This is a genomic window from Citrobacter sp. B72 (assembly GCF_016894305.1).
Classification (GTDB): domain Bacteria; phylum Pseudomonadota; class Gammaproteobacteria; order Enterobacterales; family Enterobacteriaceae; genus Citrobacter; species Citrobacter portucalensis.
Window position 1 is genome coordinate 3,612,871 of sequence record NZ_CP069801.1, and the last position, 19,889, is coordinate 3,632,759.

General features: G+C 51.7%; 17 protein-coding genes. 8 read left to right on the forward strand and 9 right to left on the reverse strand.

Translation table 11 applies throughout. The features are described 5' to 3' along the window. The first annotated feature begins 19 nt into the window (after positions 1–19). Both JQN59_RS17275 and queC read left to right on the forward strand, forming a co-directional pair. Entirely contained in the window at positions 20–1,720 is a 1,701-nt protein-coding gene (locus tag JQN59_RS17275; protein WP_048214789.1) for an SgrR family transcriptional regulator, read from the forward strand. Between the two features lie 65 nt (positions 1,721–1,785). After that, the gene (queC, locus tag JQN59_RS17280; RefSeq protein ID WP_003021638.1) at positions 1,786–2,481 is read left to right on the forward strand and encodes a 7-cyano-7-deazaguanine synthase QueC; all 696 of its coding nucleotides are present in this window, start codon (positions 1,786–1,788) and stop codon (positions 2,479–2,481) included. 105 nt (positions 2,482–2,586) lie between these two features. Here queC and fadM read toward each other — a convergent pair whose 3' ends face one another. From fadM to bolA, 9 genes are all read right to left on the reverse strand, one after another. After that, positions 2,587–2,985: a long-chain acyl-CoA thioesterase FadM gene (gene fadM, locus JQN59_RS17285; protein ID WP_003021636.1), complete on the reverse strand. Its 399-nt coding sequence runs from the start codon at positions 2,983–2,985 to the stop codon at positions 2,587–2,589. 106 nt (positions 2,986–3,091) lie between these two features. After that, positions 3,092–3,466, reverse strand: a complete 375-nt coding sequence (locus JQN59_RS17290) for a helix-hairpin-helix domain-containing protein (protein ID WP_048214790.1) — start codon at positions 3,464–3,466, stop codon at positions 3,092–3,094. Positions 3,467–3,612: 146 nt separating this feature from the next. Continuing rightward, complete coding sequence (gene ppiD, locus JQN59_RS17295) at positions 3,613–5,487, reverse strand: peptidylprolyl isomerase (protein WP_003831016.1); 1,875 nt, start codon at positions 5,485–5,487, stop codon at positions 3,613–3,615. 268 nt (positions 5,488–5,755) lie between these two features. Further along, on the reverse strand, positions 5,756–6,028 hold the full coding sequence (hupB, locus tag JQN59_RS17300; RefSeq protein ID WP_003021629.1) for a nucleoid-associated protein HU-beta: 273 nt from the start codon (positions 6,026–6,028) through the stop codon (positions 5,756–5,758). A 208-nt stretch (positions 6,029–6,236) separates the two neighbouring features. Further along, positions 6,237–8,591, reverse strand: coding sequence for an endopeptidase La (gene lon, locus JQN59_RS17305; RefSeq protein ID WP_003831014.1), 2,355 nt, complete (start codon positions 8,589–8,591; stop codon positions 6,237–6,239). 184 nt (positions 8,592–8,775) lie between these two features. Next, positions 8,776–10,050, reverse strand: coding sequence for an ATP-dependent protease ATP-binding subunit ClpX (gene clpX / locus JQN59_RS17310; protein WP_003831013.1), 1,275 nt, complete (start codon positions 10,048–10,050; stop codon positions 8,776–8,778). Between the two features lie 126 nt (positions 10,051–10,176). Beyond that, the gene (gene clpP, locus JQN59_RS17315) at positions 10,177–10,800 is read right to left on the reverse strand and encodes an ATP-dependent Clp endopeptidase proteolytic subunit ClpP (RefSeq protein ID WP_003021624.1); all 624 of its coding nucleotides are present in this window, start codon (positions 10,798–10,800) and stop codon (positions 10,177–10,179) included. Between the two features lie 247 nt (positions 10,801–11,047). After that, positions 11,048–12,346 carry a trigger factor gene (gene tig, locus JQN59_RS17320; RefSeq protein ID WP_003021622.1) on the reverse strand — a complete coding sequence of 433 codons (1,299 nt, stop codon included), beginning with the start codon at positions 12,344–12,346 and terminating at the stop codon, positions 11,048–11,050. Between the two features lie 344 nt (positions 12,347–12,690). Further along, positions 12,691–13,008, reverse strand: coding sequence for a transcriptional regulator BolA (bolA, locus tag JQN59_RS17325; RefSeq protein ID WP_003021619.1), 318 nt, complete (start codon positions 13,006–13,008; stop codon positions 12,691–12,693). 306 nt (positions 13,009–13,314) lie between these two features. On the opposite strand from bolA, the gene JQN59_RS17330 reads away from it, so the two are divergent. The 6 genes from JQN59_RS17330 (at position 13,315) to JQN59_RS17355 (ending at position 19,889) form a co-directional block, all read left to right on the forward strand. Further along, positions 13,315–13,893 (forward strand): lipoprotein, encoded by a 579-nt coding sequence (locus JQN59_RS17330; RefSeq protein WP_149607777.1) that lies wholly within the window; start codon positions 13,315–13,317, stop codon positions 13,891–13,893. A 44-nt stretch (positions 13,894–13,937) separates the two neighbouring features. Further along, positions 13,938–15,413: a muropeptide MFS transporter AmpG gene (gene ampG, locus JQN59_RS17335; RefSeq protein ID WP_149607778.1), complete on the forward strand. Its 1,476-nt coding sequence runs from the start codon at positions 13,938–13,940 to the stop codon at positions 15,411–15,413. 584 nt (positions 15,414–15,997) lie between these two features. Beyond that, the gene (cyoA, locus tag JQN59_RS17340; protein WP_032942534.1) at positions 15,998–16,945 is read left to right on the forward strand and encodes a cytochrome o ubiquinol oxidase subunit II; all 948 of its coding nucleotides are present in this window, start codon (positions 15,998–16,000) and stop codon (positions 16,943–16,945) included. A 19-nt stretch (positions 16,946–16,964) separates the two neighbouring features. Continuing rightward, positions 16,965–18,956, forward strand: a complete 1,992-nt coding sequence (cyoB, locus tag JQN59_RS17345) for a cytochrome o ubiquinol oxidase subunit I (protein WP_003831008.1) — start codon at positions 16,965–16,967, stop codon at positions 18,954–18,956. Next, a complete protein-coding gene (locus tag JQN59_RS17350; protein WP_003831007.1) occupies positions 18,946–19,560 on the forward strand; it encodes a cytochrome o ubiquinol oxidase subunit III in 615 nt (204 codons plus the stop codon). The genes cyoB and JQN59_RS17350 overlap by 11 nt, the downstream gene beginning before the upstream one ends. Beyond that, positions 19,560–19,889: a cytochrome o ubiquinol oxidase subunit IV gene (locus JQN59_RS17355; RefSeq protein ID WP_003831006.1), complete on the forward strand. Its 330-nt coding sequence runs from the start codon at positions 19,560–19,562 to the stop codon at positions 19,887–19,889. The genes JQN59_RS17350 and JQN59_RS17355 overlap by 1 nt, the downstream gene beginning before the upstream one ends.

The window sequence follows — 19,889 nt, forward strand, 5'->3', positions numbered from 1 at the left end:
CCTGAAGGAAAAAGTATCAATGCGTCTGCTTAATCGCCTGAACCAGTACCAACGCCTGTGGCTGCCCTCGAACGGCGAACCGCAGTCGGTGACCGTCGGGGAACTGGCCGAACGCTGTTTTTGTAGCGAACGCCATGTACGTACCCTGCTAAAGCAAGCGCAGGATGCGGGCTGGCTGGAGTGGCATGCCCAGTCGGGGCGCGGGAAACGGGGGCAGCTGCGGTTTTTAGTGACGCCAGATTCACTGCGCAACACCATGATGGAACAGGCCCTGCAAAAGGGCGAGCAGCTTAGCGTACTGGAACTGGCTCAGCTGGCGCCGGGCGAATTGAGAACACTGCTACAACCGTTTATGGGCGGTCAGTGGCAAAACGACACGCCAACCCTGCGTATACCCTATTACCGCCCGCTCGACCCCTTGCACCCCGGTTTTCTCCCCGGTCGCGCGGAGCAACACCTCGCTGGACAAGTTTTCTCTGGCCTGACCCGGTTTGACAGCACTACGCAACGTCCCTGTGGAGACTTAGCCCACCACTGGAATATCTCCGCTGACGGCCTGCGCTGGGATTTCTATATTCGTTCCACCCTGTACTGGCATAACGGCGATGCGGTCAGCAGCACACAGCTACATCAGCAGTTGCTGAAGCTGTTAGAACTCCCCGCGCTGAATAAGCTGTTTATCAGCGTAAAGCGCATTGAGGTGACGCATCCCCAGTGTCTGACCTTTATTCTGCATCGTCCCGACTTCTGGCTGGCGCACCGTCTGGCAAGCTACAGCAGTCACCTGGCGCATCCTGAGCACCCGTTTGTGGGTACCGGCCCGTTCCGGTTGACGCTGTTTACTCCTGAGCTGGTGCGTATCGAGAGTCACGATCACTACCATCTGAGTCATCCGCTGCTAAAAGCCATTGAATACTGGATAACCCCGCAGCTCTTCTCCCAGGATTTGGGCACCAGCTGTCGCCATCCGGTGCAAATTGCGATTGGTAAACCCGAAGAGTTGCCTATGCTAAGCCAGGTAAGCAGCGGGATCAGTCTTGGTTTTTGCTATCTCACGCTCAGAAAAAGCGCGCGCCTGAATACGCAGCAGGCCCGTAGACTGATCAATATCATCCACCGTTCTTCCCTGCTACAAACGCTTGAAGTGGATGAAAATCTGATCACGCCAAGCAATGCACTGCTCCCCGGATGGACTATCCCGCAATGGGATGAACTCGATGAGGTGGCATTACCGGAAAAGCTGACGCTGGCTTATCACCTGCCGGTAGAACTTCACGCTATGGCTGAACAGCTTCGCCAGGCGCTGGCGCTGCTCGGCTGTGAATTAACGCTTATTTTTCATAATGCTAAAAACTGGGATGGCGATCATCCCTTAGCCCAGGCCGACCTGATGATGGGCGATAGGCTGATTGGTGAGGCACCTGAATATACTCTCGAACAGTGGTTGCGCTGCGATCAGCTCTGGTCACATGTATTGAATGCGCCCGCATACACACATTTGCAAACGACCCTGGATGCCCTACAAATTCAGGCCGATGAGGACGATCGCCACGCGGCTTTACAGCAAGTTTTCGCTACGCTAATGCATGACGCTACCCTGACGCCACTGTTCAATTATCACTATCGCATCAGCGCGCCACCGGGCGTGAACGGCGTACGCCTGAATCCTCGTGGCTGGTTCGAGTTTACCGAAGCCTGGCTGCCACCTCCTTCAGCGTGAAGAAGCTGGTCGACGGCACGCCCAGGCGCTACCATAAGGGCTTCGTTATTTTGTCAGGAAAAGCCATGAAACGTGCCGTTGTTGTATTCAGTGGAGGTCAGGACTCCACGACTTGTCTGGCGCAAGCGCTGCATCAGTATGATGAAGTGCACTGCGTGACCTTTGATTATGGTCAGCGCCATCGCGCTGAGATTGATGTCGCACGTGACCTGGCCTTAAAACTTGGCGCGCGCGCGCACAAAGTACTTGATGTCACATTGCTCAGTGAACTGGCTGTCAGCAGCCTGACCCGCGATAACATTCCGGTACCCGATTACGAACCGGATGCGAACGGCATTCCCAATACCTTTGTGCCAGGACGCAATATTCTGTTCTTAACGCTGGCAGCAATTTACGCGTACCAGGTGCAGGCAGAGGCGGTCATTACCGGCGTTTGTGAGACCGATTTCTCCGGCTATCCGGACTGTCGCGATGAGTTCGTTAAAGCCCTGAACCATGCTGTAAGCCTGGGGATGGCGAAAGATATTCGCTTTGAAACCCCACTGATGTGGATCGATAAAGCCGAAACCTGGGCACTGGCCGATTACTGGGGCAAGCTGGACCTGGTACGCGAAGAAACGCTGACCTGCTATAACGGCATCAAAGGTGACGGTTGCGGTCACTGTGCGGCGTGTAATCTGCGGGCCAACGGCCTGAACCATTATCTGGCGGATAAACCTGCAGTGATGGCGGCAATGAAACAGAAAACCGGGTTAAAGTGATTGTATTGCCGGATGGCGCTTTGCGTATCCGGCCTACATGCAGTTGCAGCAACTCTTGTAGGCCGGATAAGACGCTTGAGCATCGCCTTCCGGCAGTCGCAGCCACTACTGCACCATCTGCTCCAGTTTTTCGCGCAACTCCCCTTCCAGCGGCAGCGCTTTTTGCGTCTTCAAATCAATGCAGACGAACGTAATCAGCGCATCAGCCACCACCTGCCCTTCCGGCTCCAGGGTAATGGTCTGATTTAACACACCACTTTTGCCATTTAACTGTTGAACCTGACTGGTGATAGTCAGCAGGTCGCTCAGCACCGCAGGACGGCGGTAGTTGATATTAATATTCACGACCACAAAAGCGATGTTGTGTGCGGTCATCCACTGAAAGCTGTCGCTGTTTTCCAGACCATCCCAGCGGGCCTCTTCCAGAAACTCCAGATAGCGGGCATTGTTAACGTGCTGATAGACATCAAGATGAAAACCACGAACTTTGATTTGTGTTTGCATAGCGCAGGAGCCTTACGTTGTTTTTATAGGAACAGACTTTAGGGTAAAGAGGTCATAACTGGTATGACCTCTACAGTCTGGCAAACTTTCAGCGCTCTGCAAGTTATTAAAGTGTTAAAACTGCCAGATTACGCTCAACCAGCGAACTACCCATGCCCGGCACCTGCTTTAAATCGTCCACCGTTTTAAACGGCCCGTACTCCTCACGATAGCTCACAATCGCCTGCGCTTTCTTTAGACCCACGCCATTCATGACTCGCGCTAAATCCTCAGCAGAAGCGCTGTTGATGCTTACCCTGGTACCTTCATCGTCGCTTGCTTTAGCGGGCAGTGTGGCTTTGCTGTGTGCCGCCCCTGAGTTTTCCGCTTTGGTTTGAGTCGCCTGGCTTTTGGCGACAGGCTCAGCCGCCAATGCGGTTTGGGCCATACCAGCGCAGGTCAATGAAAGAGTGATAAGCAGAGCTTTGATTCCATGTTTCATACTGTTTTCTCCTTGTTTGTTAACAGTGGAATCACGATAGCGAGGTGCAGAACGGCAGACAAACGGCAAATATCAGAAATGGAAAAGGCCGCGAAAGCGGCCTTTGGTAGGTACAACTTTTTGCAATTTTTTGCGAACTGCCTCGGTTATTGCTGCTGTTCCAGCGCATCACCGATTTTAATTTTTGCGGCTTTACGCAGGTTGCTCATCAGCGCTTCGAAGACAATCTGCGCGTTGTTCTGAGTGATCCCCTGAACCATCGCTTTCTTCTGCGCTTCAGGCATAGAACCAGCTTTCACCTCGTCCAACGCCAACAGAACAACGTTACCCTGCATGTCGTTCGCGACGCCGTAGCTCGGTTTGTCTTTCGCCGGCAGGCTCAGACCAAAGGCAGCCTGGCTCAGCGGATCCTGACCCGTACGGCTCAGCGTTTTCGCCTCGCCAAAGCTCAGACCCGCCGCTTTCATCGCTTCATCGCCTTTACCGGCTTTCAGATCCGCCAGCAGTTTATCGGCATCAAGCTTCGCCTGCTGCTCTGCTTTATTGTGCTTAACGAGCGCAGTTACCTGCTCTTTCACTTCAGCCAGTGGCTTCACGGCTTCAGCTTTGTGCTCTGCAATACGCAGCACGAACGCACGATCGCCGTCCACGGTGATGATATCGGAGTTACTGCCAGGCGTACCGTTCTCACCAACCAGACCACCATTGAAAATGATGTCAGCGACTGGTTTGAAATTCAGTTCTTCCGGCAGGCTGTCACGGCTAAACCAGCCCGTTTCAACCGCTTTCATACCCGCAGCCTGCTCTGCACCCGCCAGAGATTCGTTATCATTGCTGGCCGCGTCGCTGACTTTCTGCTGCAGCGCATAGTACGCATCCAGCGCTTTTTCCTGCTTCACTTTTGCCGCAATCTCGTCACGGGCTTCGCTCAGCGGTTTAACTTGCGCGGGCTGTACGTCGTCAAGACGCGCAACGAGGAAACCAACGGAAGACTTAATTACGCCAGACAGTTGGCCTTTTTCTTTCAGACCAGCATTTTTCAGCTCATCCGGGGTGGTGGAATCTTCCAGCCATCCCATATCGCCGCCTTTACGGGCAGAGATGATATCGGCAGATTTTTCTTTCGCCAGCGCAGCAAAATCACCGCCTTTGTTCAGCTCATCCAGTACCGCTTTGGCTTCATCTTCCGTTTTGGTCTGAATGATACTGTAGCGGTTACGCTGCGGCTGAGTGAACTGATCCTGATGCTGGTCATAGTAAGACTGAATATCAGCATCGCTGGCCGTCTCCTGCATAGCAGCAGCGTCCAGCTTGATGTAGCTCACGCGGAACTGTTCCGGCGTCATAAAGTTGTTTTTATTCTGCTCGTAGTAGCTGGCAACTTCCTGCTCGGTAACAGACTGCTTCGCGGCCAGTGCGTTAACGTCAATCGTCGCCTCGCGCACGATACGCTGCTGCGCGACCAGCGCTGCCAGTTCGTCCGTTTCGCCTTTCAGCATGAAGTCCGTACCGGCAACACCGTTAATCAGCTGCTGTGTCGTAAGCTGATTACGTAATGCCTGAGCGTACTGGTCTGCAGTCATTCCCATTTGATTGACAATCGCGTTGTAGCGGTTGTTATCAAACTTGCCGTCCACCTGGAACGCAGGCGTGGCGAAAATGGCCTGTTTAACCTGATCGTCGCTGATGTTGAGCTTAAGCTCGCGGGAATACTGATCCAGCAGTGCTTCGTCAACTAGACGATTCAGCACCTGCTGACGCAGCGTTTTCATATAACCTTCGTTCGCGGCCAGCTCGGAGTATTGATCGCCCAGCTGTTGCTGCATGCGGTTACGTTCACTGTTGAACGCATTCTCGAACTGCCCGCGGCTTATCTCCTGGCCATTCACTTTGGCGGCGAAGTTATTGCCCCCGCCAATCAGGTAACCACTCACGCCGGTCAAAATGAACGACACGATAATGATACCGAAAATAATCTTGAGCACGAGACTGTTAGCAGCCGTGCGTAAGCTGTCCATCATGGTGTAACCACACTCCGCTGTAGATGACTATACGCGTTATCCTTTCTGCTGCCCCCGCGTTGATGACAACAACGGCAACAAGGATTTTGAGTATATATGCTTCACGCAGCATAGCGTTTCCTGAACGCTGCGCACAAAGGTCTATTGTGACAAGAAACAGGGGCAATTGTCAGCCCACAACGCGTAGAAAGTACCGGAATTACAAATAAAAAAGGCACATCAGTCGATGCGCCCTTGTACTTCGTCACATCCCCAAAGGGGAAATCACTTAGTTTACCGCGTCTTTCAGTGCTTTACCTGCACGGAAGCCCGGTACTTTAGCCGCGGCGATGGTGATCTCTTTACCTGTTTGCGGGTTGCGACCAGTACGGGCAGCACGCTCTTTAACGGCAAAAGTACCAAAACCTACCAGCGCTACGTCATCACCTTCTTTCAGAGATTCAGTAACAGAAGCAATAATTGCATCTAACGCACGTCCAGCCGCAGCTTTAGAGATATCAGCCCCTGCAGCAATTTTGTCGATCAGTTGAGATTTATTCACTCTTCTCTTCCTCTTTATAATTTATATCGCACCTGAATCCTTCAAAGTGCGACCGCGCAGCAGTTATATCAGGCCTGCCATGCCCTTACAACACCCGTTAATGATGGCAAGCCCAATCCGTTATCTAAATTAGCTATACAAAAAAAGGCTGGCAAGCCCGAAATGGCCTGCCAGCCCTGTTTTTATTAATGCTCTTTGCGCGAGGTCACTATTTTGCCGTCACAACCTGCATTCCAGAGGGTTCATTTTGCAACGCAAGAGTCAGAACTTCCTCAATACGTTTCACCGGGTGAATATTAAGATCGGCAATTACGTTGTCCGGAATCTCTTCCAGGTCACGTTTGTTCTCATCGGGAATTAAGACCGTCTTAATGCCGCCACGGTGTGCCGCCAGCAGTTTTTCTTTCAAACCACCGATAGGCAGAACCTGACCACGCAGGGTGATCTCACCCGTCATCGCCACGTCGGCGCGAACTGGGTTACCGGTAAGACAAGAAACCAGCGCAGTACACATAGCAATACCCGCACTTGGACCGTCTTTCGGCGTAGCCCCTTCAGGTACGTGAACGTGGATGTCGCGTTTTTCGTAAAAGTCCGGGTTAATACCCAGTTTTTCCGCACGCGCACGCACCACGGTCAGCGCAGCCTGAATCGACTCCTGCATGACTTCACCCAGAGAACCGGTGTAGGTCAACTTACCTTTACCCGGTACGCAGGCGGTTTCGATAGTCAGCAGATCGCCGCCCACTTCCGTCCACGCCAGCCCCGTCACCTGACCAACGCGGTTTTCGTTGTCCGCGCGGCCATAGTCAAAGCGCTGTACACCCAGATAGTCGTGCAGGTTGTCGCCATTGATCTCAATATGTTTCAGCGATTTATCCAGCAGCAGCTGTTTCACCGCTTTACGGCACAGTTTAGAGATTTCACGTTCCAGACTACGCACGCCTGCTTCACGGGTGTAGTAACGAATAATGCCCACAATGGCGCTATCGTCGACCGTCAGCTCACCTTTTTTCAGCGCATTACGCTCAATCTGTTTCGGTAACAGGTGACGTTTGGCAATGTTCAGCTTTTCGTCTTCGGTATAACCGGACAGACGGATCACTTCCATACGATCCAGCAACGGTGCCGGAATATTCATGGAGTTAGAGGTCGCAACAAACATCACGTCGCTGAGATCGTAGTCCACTTCCAGGTAGTGATCGCTGAACGCCACGTTCTGCTCTGGATCCAGCACCTCAAGCAGTGCGGAAGCCGGATCGCCACGCATGTCGGAAGACATTTTGTCGATCTCATCAAGCAGGAACAGCGGGTTTTTAACGCCCACTTTGGCCATTTTCTGGATCAGTTTACCCGGCATAGAACCGATATAGGTCCGGCGGTGACCACGAATTTCGGCTTCATCACGCACGCCGCCCAGCGCCATACGGATGTATTTACGCCCAGTTGCCTTAGCGATGGACTGCCCCAGAGAGGTTTTACCTACCCCCGGCGGTCCAACCAGACACAGGATCGGCCCCTTGATTTTATTTACACGGCTTTGAACCGCGAGATACTCAAGGATACGGTCTTTGACGCGCTCCAGACCATAATGGTCGGTATCGAGGATTTCCTGCGCCTGACGCAGGTCTTTTTTGACCTTGCTACGCGCATTCCACGGCACCTGTACCATCCAGTCGATGTAGCCACGCACCACGGTCGCTTCCGCCGACATAGGAGACATCATTTTCAGCTTCTGCAGTTCTGCTTCCGCTTTCTCTTTTGCCTCTTTCGGCATTTTCGCCGCGTCGATTTTACGCTTCAACGCTTCGTTTTCGTCCGGTGCATCGTCCATCTCACCGAGTTCTTTCTGAATAGCTTTCATCTGCTCGTTCAGATAGTACTCACGCTGAGATTTTTCCATCTGCTTTTTCACACGGTTGCGAATGCGTTTCTCAACCTGCAGCAGATCGATTTCAGACTCCATCATCGCCATCAGATATTCCAGACGTTCGTTAACGTCGGACATCTCCAGCACGGACTGCTTGTCAGCCAGCTTCAGCGGCATGTGTGCAGCGATGGTATCCGCCAGACGTGCAGGATCGTCAATGCTGTTCAGCGACGTCAGCACTTCTGGTGGGATTTTCTTGTTCAGCTTGATATAGCCTTCGAACTGGCTGATAGCGGTACGCACCAGCACTTCCTGTTCGCGCTCATCAATAGCAGGCGAGTCAAGGTACTCTGCTTTCGCAGAGAAATGCTCGCCGTTGTCAGACAGCGCAGAAATACGCGCACGCTGTAACCCCTCGACCAGCACTTTTACGGTGCCGTCAGGCAGTTTCAGCATCTGCAAAATAGAGGCCACGGTCCCGACGGTGAAAAGATCGTTTACACCCGGCTCATCCGTTGACGCTTCTTTCTGTGCGACCAGCATGATTTTTTTATCATGGTCCATAGCCGCTTCCAGACAACGGATAGATTTTTCCCGCCCTACAAATAAGGGTATGACCATGTGCGGATAAACCACCACATCGCGCAACGGCAATACGGGGATTTCAATGCGTTCAGAACGCTCAGGATTCATAGAGCTCTCTCTTAGTTTAGTTTCCGCCAGGTAATCAGGTGGTACGACTGTGCTTCACACCACCTTTAACATGTATGTCAGTATATGGGGATGTTTCCCACACATTCAACGCCATGTTTACGGAAAAATAAAAGGGGAGATAAAATCCCCCCTTTTTAATTAAATGTCTGTATGAATTGATGAATTATTCGCCAGATGCCTGCTGCGCTTCCGGCTTACCGTAAATCAGTAATGGCTTGCTCTGACCGCCAATCACCGACTCATCGATCACCACTTTTTCGACGTCTTCCATAGAAGGCAGATCGTACATGGTGTCGAGCAGCGCGGCTTCGACGATAGAACGCAGACCACGAGCACCGGTTTTACGCGCCATCGCTTTCTTAGCGATCGCATCCAGCGCTTCCTCACGGAATTCCAGATCGACACCTTCAAGATTGAACAGCGCCTGGTACTGCTTGGTCAGGGCGTTTTTCGGCTCTTTGAGGATCTGGATCAACGCTTCTTCGCTCAGCTCGCTCAGCGTTGCCACAACCGGCAGACGACCGATGAACTCAGGGATCAGACCAAATTTGATCAGATCTTCCGGTTCAACCTGCGACAGCAGTTCACCTTCGCTGGCTTTATCAGACTGTGCTTTTACCGTTGCGCCAAAACCAATGCCGGAGCCGGTTTCAACACGGTTAGCAATCACTTTATCCAGACCGGCAAAGGCACCACCGCAGATAAACAGGATCTTGGAGGTATCAACCTGCAGGAATTCCTGCTGAGGATGTTTACGACCACCCTGTGGCGGAACGGCAGCAACCGTCCCTTCGATCAGTTTCAACAGCGCCTGCTGTACACCTTCGCCGGAAACGTCACGGGTAATAGATGGGTTATCAGACTTACGAGAAATCTTGTCGATCTCATCGATATAGACGATCCCACGCTGTGCTTTCTGCACGTCGTAATCGCACTTCTGCAACAGCTTCTGAATAATATTTTCAACATCTTCACCCACATAACCGGCTTCGGTCAGCGTGGTGGCATCAGCCATGGTGAACGGAACGTCCAGCAGGCGCGCCAGCGTTTCAGCCAGCAGCGTTTTACCGGAACCCGTCGGGCCAATCAGCAGGATGTTACTTTTGCCCAACTCGACGCCATTGCTGGTGTCGCCGTTGCGCAGACGTTTGTAATGGTTGTATACCGCGACCGCCAGCACTTTCTTCGCCTGCTCCTGACCGATAACGTAATCGTCCAGGTGGTTGCGAATTTCATGTGGCGTCGGCAGCGCACTGCGTTCACGGTGCGGTGCTACTTCCTTAATCTCTTCGCGAATGATGTCGTTGCATAAATCAACACATTCGTCGCAGATATACACGGATGGACCGGCAATCAGCTTACGCACTTCATGCTGGCTTTTGCCGCAAAAAGAGCAGTACAACAATTTGCCCGAGCCATCTTTGCGTTTATCTGTCATGGGTCAAAACCTCTTCTTTGTTCTTTGTGCCGCACACGACGACGCAAATGCCATTCTCAGGCGCAAGACGCTAGTCAGCGTTGTGCCGCTCCAGGTAATTATAGCGGCACACCTGCGCACTGGGCATTAATTACGATGGGTCAAAATCGAGTCGACCAGACCGTACTCTACCGCTTCAGAAGCGGAGAGGAAGCGATCGCGCTCGGTATCACGTTCAATCTGCTCAAGAGATTGACCCGTATGATGCGCCATAAGTTCGTTCATGCGCCCTTTTACCTTCAGGATTTCACGGGCATGAATTTCAATATCCGTTGCCTGGCCCTGGTAACCGCCCAGAGGCTGGTGGATCATGACGCGAGAGTTAGGCAGGCAAAAACGTTTGCCTTTCGCCCCGGCGGTCAGCAGGAACGCACCCATTGAGGCCGCCTGGCCCATACAAATGGTGCTGACGTCCGGCTTAATAAACTGCATGGTGTCATAGATAGACATCCCGGCAGTGATCACTCCACCAGGGGAGTTGATGTACAGGTAGATATCTTTTTCTGGGTTTTCTGCTTCCAGGAACAGCATCTGCGCCACGATCAGGTTAGCCATATGGTCTTCGACCTGGCCGGTCAGAAAAATGACGCGTTCCTTAAGTAGACGAGAATAGATATCAAAAGAGCGCTCACCACGTGAGGTCTGTTCAATGACCATCGGCACCAGCGCCATATGGGGTGCAAAGTTATCTCGTTCGCCGCTGTATGACATTTCCGTCTCCTGGATAAAATTTGAAAAAACCTGCTGTGCTGATTGTAACCTTATGGACGGATTATCAGCTAGTCCCTCAGTAATGGGTACGACATCGCCATAATTCAAGCATAACAATCTTTTGTTGTAACGCTAACACTGAAACGCTGTTTTCGCACTCTTCCCATGCAAAATGCGTGACAAAAAAAAACCCGCCACCAAAAGGTGACGGGCTTGCGTACGAAATTCGAGCTAAAAAAGCGACGAATTACGCCTGCTGGTTCATCAGTTCGTTGAAGGAAGTGGCTTTTTCAGTCACTTTCGCTTTCGCCAGAACGGCTTCAACAGCCTGCTCTTCCAGAGCGACGTTACGCATGTTGTCCATCAGCTCTTTGTTTTTGCTGTAGAACTCAACAACTTCTTTCGGATCTTCGTAAGCAGAAGCCATCTCTTCGATCAGGCCTTTAACGCGATCTTCGTCAGCTTTCAGTTCGTTGGTACGAATCACTTCGCCCAGCAGCAGACCAACAACTACGCGACGCTTAGCCTGTTCTTCGAACAGTTCACGCGGCAGTTCCAGAGCTTGTTTCTCGTTGCCGCCGAAACGTTGTGCAGCCTGACGACGCAGAACGTCGATTTCGCTGTCGATCAGAGCAGCCGGAACGTCGATGTCGTTAGCTTTTACCAGACCTTCGATCGCCTGAGACTTAACGCGGTTACGCACAGCGCCTTTCAGCTCGCGTTCCATGTTTTTACGGACTTCAGCGCGCAGACCTGCTACGGAACCATCTTCAACGCCGAAACGTTTGATGAATTCTTCAGTCAGTTCTGGCAGTTCGCGTTCTTCAACTTTCTTCAGGTTGATAACGAACTTCGCAGCTTTACCTTTCAGGTTTTCAGCGTGGTACTCTTCCGGGAAGGTCACGTCGATAGTGAACTCTTCGCCAGCTTTGTGGCCTTTAACGCCTTCTTCAAAGCCCGGGATCATACGACCCTGGCCCATCGCCAGTACGAAGTCAGACGCTTTGCCGCCTTCGAACTCTTCGCCGTCTACAGAACCGGTGAAGTCGATGGTTACACGGTCTTCTGCATCAGCAGCGCCGTCTTTGTCTTTCCAGGTAGCCTGCTGCTTGCGCAGGGTGTCCAGCATTACGTCAACGTCAGCGTCGGTAACTTCAACAACCGGTTTTTCAACTTCGATTGCTTCCAGGCCAGTCAGCTCAACTTCCGGGTAAACTTCAAACTCTACCGCGTAAGTAAAATCTTCACCCAGTTTGTATTCGCCCGGAACGTAGTTCGGTGCGCCAGCCGGATTGATTTTTTCTTTGATGATCGCGTCAACGAAGTTGCGGCTCATCAGGTCACCCAGAACGTCCTGGCGAACAGACGCGCCATAACGCTGAGCAACAACATTCATCGGTACTTTTCCTTTGCGGAAACCGTCAATACGCACTTTCTTCGCTACGTTGACCAGCTCGCTTTTCACAGCGGTCTCGATGCTGTCAGCAGCGATAGTAATCGTTACACGGCGGCCAAGGCCTTGAGTGGTTTCAACTGAAACTTGCATCTTGTTACCTCAAAAAATCACAGTGCTCGGTCAACTCTTCTCCGCAAGCACAGGTTGTTGGCTTCGCGGAACTGGGATGTTCTCATAAGCAATCACATTCCCTGTCGTCAGAATCATCCCGAAGACATTCCGAAAAATAAGACGCGCATTATAGCGGCATCACTTTTATGAGTCGAGAACGGTTATCGCGCGTTGCTGCGGCTTTTTTCACAATTCCCGGCTAATTTTTGTCTGAATACTGTACGACTGCCCCAGAATTCAGACAAAACAAAACGGCCCGCAGGCCGTTTTCACATAATCTGTAGCAACATACTGGAAAAGCGTCGGTTGTTGCAAATCCGTTTTTACGCGATGCTTCCCGCTCCACGACACGGAGGCGATGCAAAAATCGTATCCTGCAACGCTTCCCACTCCTTAATAGTGTAGGTATGCAGGGCAAGCGCATGAACGGTTGTGGAAAGCTCCGCCGTTAACGTGCTGTAAATCATCCGATGACGATTAAGAAAACGTTCACCTGTAAAGCGATCGCTAACCAGTACAACCTTAAAGTGGCTTTCAGAACCAGCCGGGACATTGTGACGATAGCTTTCATCCACAACTTCGAGGAACACGGGTTCGAACGCTGCCCTTAATTTTTCTTCTATTTGCTCACGAATCATCATGAAATTTTTCCTCCGACAACGCTGAGATGTCACCCATCCCTTTAAATACTAGCCGCTTTTACCGTTTTCATTACACCTTAGCAACAAAAAATTAGCGCTTGTCTGATTTTCTCATTCAAACGGATGAAGTTCACTGATTCCTCACTCCAATTTATTGCAAAAAGTCCGTTTATAGTCTCCACAAAGTCATAAAACGGACAACACAATGAATTTACATGCGTTACCCACTTCCCCTCATCGTTGGCGATGTTATGATGGCGGGAATTTTCTCTAACCATACAATTTAGATTCGCTGAGAGCCCTGGCATGTTTAAAAAAATCCTCGTCCCGTTTGTCGCGCTGTTTATGTTAGCTGGATGCGCAACACCGCCGACCACTATTGAAGTCTCCCCGAAAATTACCCTGCCACAGCAGGACCCGAGCCTGATGGGCGTGACCGTTAGCATCAACGGAGCCGACCAGCGCCAGGATCAAGCGCTGGCAAAAGTCACCCGCGACAACCAGTTGGTGACCCTGACCGCGTCCCGCGACCTGCGTTTCCTGTTGCAAGAAGTACTGGAAAAACAGATGACAGCACGTGGTTATATGATTGGACCAAACGGTGCAGTCAACCTGCAAATCATTGTTAACCAGCTGTATGCTGACGTGTCTCAGGGTAGCGTGCGCTATAACATCGCCACCAAAGCAGACATCGCCATCATTGCTACCGCCGCCAACGGCAACAAGATGACCAAAAACTACCGCGCAAGCTATTCTGTTGAAGGTGCACTGCAAGCCTCTAACAAAAATATCGCTGATGCCGTTAACAGCGTGCTGACCGACACCATCGCTGATATGTCTCAGGACACCAGCGTTCACGATTTCATCAAGCAGAACGCTCGTTAATTTCTGCCCATATGGCCCGGCGTTCGTCGGGCCTATAGAAGCCCATGTCCAGTCAATACTTACGTATTTTTCAGCAGCCACGCTCAGCTATCCTGCTCATTCTGGGGTTCGCCTCCGGTTTACCGCTCGCACTCACCTCCGGTACGCTTCAGGCGTGGATGACGGTCGAGAATATCGATCTTAAAACCATCGGTTTCTTTTCCCTGGTCGGTCAGGCCTACGTATTTAAATTTCTCTGGTCCCCGTTGATGGACCGCTATACGCCATCGTTTTTAGGTCGACGTCGCGGCTGGCTGCTGGCGACCCAGGTGCTGTTGTTAATTTCTATCGCCGCGATGGGCTTTCTGGAGCCTGGCACACAGTTACGCTGGATGGCCGCACTCGCAGTAGTGATCGCTTTTTGCTCGGCATCGCAGGATATCGTCTTTGATGCCTGGAAAACCGACGTATTGCCCGCAGAAGAGCGCGGCACCGGCGCGGCTATTAGCGTGCTGGGCTATCGACTAGGGATGCTGGTTTCAGGCGGATTGGCCTTGTGGATGGCCGATCGCTGGCTGGGCTGGCAAGGGATGTACTGGCTGATGGCTGCACTGTTGATTCCCTGTATCATCGCCACTCTGTTAGCACCTGAACCAACTGACACCATTCCGGTGCCTAAAACGCTGGAACAGGCAGTTGCGGCTCCGCTGCGAGACTTCTTTGGTCGTAACAACGCATGGCTGATCCTGCTGCTTATTGTGCTGTATAAGCTCGGGGATGCTTTCGCCATGAGCCTGACCACCACCTTTTTAATCCGCGGCGTTGGGTTTGATGCGGGTGAAGTTGGCGTGGTGAATAAGACGCTGGGGCTACTGGCGACCATTGTTGGCGCGCTGTACGGTGGGATCCTGATGCAGCGCCTTTCGCTGTTTCGCGCATTGCTTATTTTCGGCATCCTGCAAGGGGCGTCGAATGCGGGCTACTGGCTACTGTCCATCACTGACAAACACATGTTCAGCATGGCGGCGGCCGTCTTCTTTGAAAACCTGTGCGGCGGAATGGGCACGGCGGCATTTGTCGCTTTATTAATGACGCTGTGCAATAAGTCCTTCTCAGCGACCCAGTTCGCCCTGCTCTCCGCGCTTTCAGCCGTTGGTCGCGTTTACGTTGGCCCGGTAGCGGGTTGGTTTGTCGAAGCACACGGCTGGCCGACGTTTTATCTGTTCTCCGTGTTTGCCGCGATCCCCGGTCTGATACTGCTGCTGGTATGTCGCCAGACCCTGGAACATAGCTGGCAAAATGAAAGCTTCATTCCGCGCACGGAATTTCGTGGAGCATACAGTCTGGCATTAATGACGCTAGTTGTGGGCTGCTGCCTGCTGCTGGTTTGGCTGCTGCTGTTAACCATGAACGCGATGGATTACACCAACTTCTCCTTCCTGCCGGAACTGCTTGAAGTCTCAGTGGTGGTCGCGGTCTGCGGGGTCGTTTTTGGTGGATTGCTTGATTATCTGGCACTGCGCAAAACCCGTCTGGCATGATGTTGCATATTTATGCTCTAAATAATTCGAGTTACGGGAAGGCGGCGACGCAGCAAATCCCCAGGAGCTTACATAAGTAAGTGACTGGGGTGAGCGAGGAAAGCCAACACACCCGTAGCTTGAAGTATGACGAGCATATTTGGTCGTTGTAATCACCCTACGTAATTATAACGGCGAAATAAGCAACAACTGCTAAAAATAATATTTGTTATTTTGTGCGCCAAAGAATTTGGAAATTATTGACGCCTTTTATATATACTATTTTCCTTACTCGATTCAGCCAAGAAAGATTTATTTTTTGTTCCTCAATTGTCCGTTTATTGATAATCAATTGTTAAGCAATTGTTTTATTTTCGTATTGGTTATACCAATTGCCCTCAGTACGCCCCCCACCTGCCCGCTTTCGTTATAACGTGATGTTGCAACAGGTTCTTAAAGCCAAAGCGACATATATTGCAACATATGTGACATGCACGGCAGAACCCAGTAACACAGATCTAGAGATGTTTACAGTAATGTAACCTTCCCGTAAAATGCCCTCACACTTTAAACGCCACCCGGTCCCGTGGAATTGAGGTCGTTAAATGAGACTCAGGAAATACAATAAAAGTTTGGGATGGTTGTCATTAATTGCAGGCACTGCATTACTCAGTGGCTGTAATTCTGCGCTGCTTGACCCTAAAGGACAGATTGGACTGGAACAACGGTCATTGATACTGACGGCATTTGGCCTGATGTTGATTGTCGTTATTCCCGCCATCTTGATGGCTGTTGGTTTTGCCTGGAAGTATCGTGCAAGCAATAAAGATGCGAAGTACAGCCCGAACTGGTCACACTCCAATAAAGTGGAAGCTGTGGTCTGGACGGTGCCGATCTTAATCATCATTTTCCTTGCCGTTCTGACCTGGAAAACCACTCACGCTCTTGAGCCAAGCAAACCGCTGGCGCATGACGAGAAGCCCATTACCATCGAAGTGGTTTCCATGGACTGGAAATGGTTCTTCATCTATCCGGAACAGGGTATCGCTACCGTGAATGAAATCGCCTTCCCGGCGAATACTCCGGTTGAATTCAAAGTGACTTCCAACTCCGTGATGAACTCCTTCTTTATCCCGCGTCTGGGTAGCCAGATTTATGCCATGGCCGGTATGCAGACTCGACTGCATCTGATCGCCAACGAAGTCGGTACTTATGATGGTATCTCCGCAAGTTATAGCGGACCAGGCTTCTCCGGTATGAAGTTCAAGGCTATCGCAACAAAGGACCGCGCCGAATTCGACCAATGGGTTGCTAAAGCTAAACAGTCCACGAACACCATGAGCGACATGGCAGCGTTCGAGAAAGTGGCTGCGCCAAGCGAATACAACCAGGTGGAATACTTCTCCAACGTGAAACCGGATTTGTTTAAAGACGTTATTAACAAATTTATGGCTCACGGTAAGAGCATGGACATGACCCAACCCGAAGGTGAGCACAGCGCACACGAAGGCATGGAAGGCATGGACATGAGCCACGCGGAATCCGCTCACTAAGGGGCCGAGGAAGAATACGATGTTCGGAAAATTGACGCTGGATGCAGTTCCGTTCCATGAACCTATTGTCATGGTTACGATTGCTGCCATTATCATCGGTGGTGCGGCCTTACTGGGCCTTATCACTTACTTCGGTAAGTGGACCTACCTGTGGAAAGAGTGGCTAACCTCGGTTGACCACAAACGCCTTGGCATCATGTATGTCATCGTCGCAATCGTCATGTTGATTCGTGGCTTTGCCGACGCCATCATGATGCGTAGTCAGCAAGCGCTGGCTTCTGCAGGTGAAGCGGGCTTCCTGCCTCCTCACCACTACGACCAGATCTTCACGGCTCACGGCGTGATTATGATCTTCTTCGTGGCAATGCCATTTGTTATCGGTCTGATGAACCTGGTGGTTCCGCTGCAGATCGGCGCACGTGACGTTGCATTCCCGTTCCTGAACAACCTGAGCTTCTGGTTCACCGTTGTCGGCGTAATCCTGGTTAACCTTTCTCTGGGCGTGGGTGAATTCGCGCAGACCGGTTGGCTGGCGTATCCGCCACTTTCGGGAATAGAGTACAGTCCAAGCGTCGGGGTCGACTATTGGATATGGGCAGTCCAGTTGTCCGGTATTGGTACAACCCTGACCGGTATCAACTTCTTTGTGACCATCATTAAGATGCGTGCACCAGGAATGACCATGTTCAAGATGCCGGTGTTTAGCTGGGCATCTCTTTGCGCGAACATCCTGATCATCGCTTCTTTCCCAATCCTGACGGTTACCGTCGCGTTGCTGACCCTGGATCGCTATCTGGGCACCCATTTCTTTACCAACGATATGGGCGGCAACATGATGATGTACATCAACCTGATTTGGGCCTGGGGCCATCCGGAAGTGTACATTCTGGTTCTGCCAGTCTTCGGTGTGTTCTCCGAAATCGCAGCAACCTTCTCGCGTAAACGTCTGTTTGGTTACACCTCGCTGGTGTGGGCAACCGTGTGTATCACCGTTCTGTCGTTCGTTGTTTGGCTGCACCACTTCTTCACCATGGGTGCAGGCGCTAACGTAAACGCCTTCTTCGGTATCACCACCATGATTATCGCCATCCCGACCGGGGTGAAGATCTTCAACTGGCTGTTCACCATGTATCAGGGCCGTATCGTATTCCACTCAGCAATGCTGTGGACGATTGGCTTTATCGTCACCTTCTCAGTCGGCGGCATGACCGGTGTACTGCTGGCGGTGCCGGGTGCGGACTTCGTTCTGCACAACAGTCTGTTCCTGATTGCGCACTTCCATAACGTTATCATCGGCGGCGTTGTATTTGGATGCTTCGCTGGTATGACCTACTGGTGGCCAAAAGCGTTTGGCTTCACGCTGAACGAAACCTGGGGTAAACGCGCATTCTGGTTCTGGATCATCGGCTTCTTCGTAGCATTTATGCCGCTGTACGTGCTGGGCTTCATGGGTATGACCCGTCGCCTCAGCCAGCAGATTGATCCACAGTTCCATCCGATGCTGGTCGTTGCCGCCTGCGGCGCCGCGCTGATTGCACTGGGTATCCTGTGCCAGTTGATTCAGATCTTTGTTTCTATTCGCGACCGCGAGCAGAACCGTGACCTGACCGGTGACCCATGGGGTGGTCGTACGCTGGAGTGGGCAACCTCTTCCCCGCCTCCGTTCTATAACTTTGCCGTTGTGCCGCACGTTCACGAGCGTGATGCCTTCTGGGAAATGAAAGAAAAAGGTGAAGCGTACAAGCAGCCTGCGCACTATGAAGAAATTCATATGCCGAAGAACAGCGGTGCCGGTATCGTCATTACCGCCTTCGCAACACTGTTTGGTTTCGCCATGATCTGGCATATCTGGTGGCTGGCGATTGCAAGCTTCGCAGGCATGATCATCAGCTGGATTGTGAAAAGCTTTGATGAAGACGTGGATTACTACGTGCCGGTCCCGGAAGTCGAAAAACTGGAAAACCAGCATTTCGATGAGATTACTAAGGCAGGGCTGAAAAATGGCAACTGATACTTTAACGCACGCGACTGCCCACGCGCACGAACACGGGCACCACGATGCAGGCCAGACCAAGATCTTCGGATTCTGGGTCTACCTGATGAGCGACTGCATTCTGTTCTCTATTCTGTTTGCAACCTATGCCGTTCTGGTGAACGGCACCGCAGGTGGCCCGACAGGTAAGGACATTTTTGAACTGCCATTCGTTCTGGTTGAAACATTCCTGCTGTTATTCAGCTCCATTACTTACGGCATGGCAGCGATTGCCATGTACAAGAACAACAAGAGCCAGGTTATCTCCTGGCTGGCGTTGACCTTCTTGTTCGGTGCCGGATTCATCGGGATGGAACTCTATGAATTCCATCACCTGATTGTTAACGGTATGGGCCCGGATCGCAGCGGCTTCCTGTCTGCGTTCTTCGCGCTGGTCGGTACGCACGGTCTGCACGTCACCTCCGGTCTTATCTGGATGGCGGTGCTGATGGTGCAAGTTGCTCGTCGCGGTCTGACCAGTACTAACCGTACCCGCATCATGTGCCTGAGCCTGTTCTGGCACTTCCTGGATGTGGTGTGGATCTGTGTGTTCACTGTTGTTTATCTGATGGGGGCGATGTAATGAGTCATTCTAACGAGAGCGGCGGCGCATCCCATGGCAGCGTAAAAACCTACATGACAGGTTTTATCCTGTCGATCATCCTGACGGTCATTCCGTTTTGGATGGTGATGACAGGTTCTGCCTCACCGGCCGTCATTCTGGGAACTATTCTGGCAATGGCAGTGGTACAGATTCTGGTGCACCTGGTGTGCTTCCTGCACATGAATAGCAAATCTGATGAAGGTTGGAACATGACGGCCTTTGTCTTTACTGTGCTAATCATCGCCATCCTGGTTGTGGGCTCCATCTGGATTATGTGGAACCTTAACTACAACATGATGATGCACTAA